The following is a 3,079-nucleotide window of genomic DNA, read 5'->3' as shown; positions in this document are numbered from 1 at the left end:
CTAGGAGCAGGTGCGCGGGCAGGCCGTGCAGGGCTCTGCTTCCGGGAGCACGTAGTGGAAGCAGCAGCTGTTGCGCTTGCGCTTCCAGCCCTCGTCCGAGAGGTGGAGGGTCGAGGCGGAGACGAAGGGCTCGAGCTTCTCCGGGAGGATCAGCGCCGCGTCGGTCACGCCGCCGGGCTCGTCACCCGACACCCGGCCCGCTGCCCAGGCGCCGTACTCCAGCATGTCGGTCGCCGCTGCCCAGAGGGTGCGGCGGCCGAAGCGGACCACCTGGCCGAACGAAGCGACGAACTGAGCGGCGTGGGCTGCGTAGCGGGCGCGGAGCAGAGCGGCCAGGGCTGCCTCGTTGGCCACGACGGTCGCGGCCGGGTGGTTGGAGGCCGGGTCGTCCGGGAGGCACGCGAACTCGTCGCACAGCACGGAGATGCCGTCCGGGTGGGGGCGACCGGCGGTGTTGAGGCGGAAGGCGATGTCGGTCGGCTTCAGAGAGGGGACGCGGCGGGCGGTGTGGAAGAGCAGGCCCGCGATGGTGCCCGGGACGTGCAAGTACCAACCCATGACGTAGCCGGCGGTGGCGCGGTCGTCGGACTCGCCGTACTGCTCGGCCATCCACTCGGCGAGGTCTTTGCGCCAGAGGTCGAAGCGGGCCGGTTCGGCCAGGAGCTCCGAGCAGATCGTCCAGTCCGGGGTCGGAGTGCCGAAGCGGACTTCCGAGGTGGATGCCAAACGGGAGATGGATTGGGCCAGAGGCGTGAGCGCACGCGGGTTCTGCTGTGAGACCCTCGCAGGTACGGTCAACGCGCAAGTCCTTATCTCATCGCACTGAATGAGGCTTGCCTAACCTTACCCAAGATTGCGCTGCTGACGCTCGTCGAGGTGGGCCCGGTCACAGGAGTATCGCTCAACGGTCGGTTGTTCGCGCTGAGCGGACATCGCCCGATCTGTGGAATCCGTTGCTCCCGACCTGCGTTGATGCTGGTGTCAGGGTTGCCCGGATTGCGCTGTGCGCTGATGGGAGCCACAGGCCTCGGGGACGCCCACTACAGTGGTGCCACGGTGCCGCGCTCACCAGGGTAGATCGGTGGAGCCGAGGACCGCCGACGCAGCAGTCAGGGAGTGCGAATGTTCGAAAGGTTCACCGACCGCGCGAGGCGGGTGGTTGTCCTTGCCCAAGAAGAGGCACGGATGCTCAACCACAACTACATCGGCACCGAGCACATCCTCCTGGGTCTGATCCACGAGGGTGAAGGTGTCGCCGCCAAGGCGCTCGAGTCGTTGGGGATTGCGCTGGAGGGCGTCCGCCAGCAGGTCGAAGAGATCATCGGCCAGGGCCAGCAGGCTCCGAGTGGACACATCCCCTTCACCCCCCGTGCGAAGAAGGTCCTGGAGCTCTCGCTGCGCGAGGCGCTTCAGCTCGGCCACAACTACATCGGCACCGAGCACATCCTGCTTGGCCTCATTCGCGAGGGCGAGGGCGTTGCCGCGCAGGTCCTCGTGAAGCTGGGTGCCGACCTCAACAGGGTGCGGCAGCAGGTGCTGCAGCTGCTGTCCGGCTACTCGACGGAGAAGGGCTCGTCGGAGTCGCCGGGTCGTGGCGAGGGCACCCCGTCGTCCTCCCTGGTCCTCGACCAGTTCGGGCGCAACCTCACTGCCTCGGCGCGTGAGGGCAAGCTCGACCCGGTGATCGGGCGCACCAAGGAGATCGAGCGGGTCATGCAGGTGCTGTCCCGCCGCACCAAGAACAACCCGGTCCTCATCGGCGAGCCCGGCGTCGGCAAGACCGCCGTCGTCGAGGGCCTGGCGCAGATGGTCGTCAAGGGCGAGGTGCCCGAGACGCTCAAGGACAAGCAGCTCTACACGCTCGACCTCGGCTCGCTGGTCGCGGGCTCGCGCTACCGCGGTGACTTCGAAGAGCGCCTGAAGAAGGTCCTCAAGGAGATCCGCACGCGCGGCGACATCATCCTGTTCATCGACGAGATCCACACGCTCGTCGGTGCGGGTGCCGCCGAGGGCGCGATCGACGCGGCTTCCATCCTGAAGCCGATGCTCGCGCGCGGTGAGCTGCAGACGATCGGCGCCACCACGCTCGACGAGTACCGCAAGCACGTCGAGAAGGACCCCGCGCTGGAGCGCCGCTTCCAGCCGATCCAGGTGGGCGAGCCGTCCCTCGAGCACACCATCGAGATCCTCAAGGGTCTGCGCGACCGGTACGAGGCGCACCACCGCGTCTCGATCACCGACTCCGCGCTCGTCGCAGCCGCCACGCTGGCCGACCGGTACATCAACGACCGGTTCCTGCCGGACAAGGCGATCGACCTCATCGACGAGGCGGGCGCCCGCATGCGCATCCGCCGGATGACCGCGCCGCCAGACCTGCGCGAGTTCGACGAGAAGATCGCGGACGTGCGTCGCGACAAGGAGTCCGCGATCGACGCGCAGGACTTCGAGCGCGCCGCCAAGCTGCGTGACGCGGAGAAGCAGCTCCTGGGCCAGAAGGCCGAGCGGGAGAAGCAGTGGAAGGACGGTGACCTGGACGTCGTCGCGGAGGTCGACGACGAGCAGATCGCCGAGGTCCTCGCCAACTGGACCGGCATCCCGGTGTTCAAGCTCACCGAGGAGGAGACCACGCGTCTGCTCCGCATGGAGGACGAGCTGCACAAGCGGATCATCGGCCAGGTCGACGCGGTCAAGGCCGTGTCGCAGGCGATCCGCCGCACCCGCGCCGGTCTGAAGGACCCGAAGCGCCCCTCCGGCTCGTTCATCTTCGCCGGCCCGTCCGGTGTCGGTAAGACCGAGCTCTCGAAGGCGCTCGCGAACTTCCTGTTCGGCGAGGACGACGCGCTCATCCAGATCGACATGGGCGAGTTCCACGACCGGTACACCGCGTCGCGGCTCTTCGGTGCCCCTCCCGGTTACGTCGGCTACGAAGAGGGCGGCCAGCTCACCGAGAAGGTGCGCCGCAAGCCGTTCTCCGTCGTGCTGTTCGACGAGATCGAGAAGGCCCACCAGGAGGTCTACAACACGCTGCTCCAGGTGCTGGAGGACGGCCGCCTGACCGACGGTCAGGGCCGGACGGTGG

Annotated in this window: 2 protein-coding genes; one reads left to right on the top strand and one right to left on the bottom strand. The window is 67.9% G+C overall.

Features of this window, described 5'->3' with window-relative positions:
* Positions 1–726 carry a (2Fe-2S)-binding protein gene (locus UK23_RS37260; RefSeq protein WP_231114846.1) on the bottom strand — a complete coding sequence of 242 codons (726 nt, stop codon included), beginning with the start codon at positions 724–726 and terminating at the stop codon, positions 1–3.
* Between the two features lie 396 nt (positions 727–1,122).
* Here UK23_RS37260 and UK23_RS37255 point away from each other — a divergent pair.
* Positions 1,123–3,079, top strand: a 1,957-nt coding sequence (locus UK23_RS37255) for an ATP-dependent Clp protease ATP-binding subunit (protein WP_045316475.1), incomplete at its 3' end; no start/stop codon positions are given.

Source organism: Lentzea aerocolonigenes, from assembly GCF_000955955.1.
In the GTDB taxonomy this organism is placed as follows: Bacteria; Actinomycetota; Actinomycetes; order Mycobacteriales; family Pseudonocardiaceae; genus Lentzea; species Lentzea aerocolonigenes_A.
Note: the sequence above shows the minus strand (reverse complement) of the source record. Positions and strands in the feature narration are given on the sequence as shown.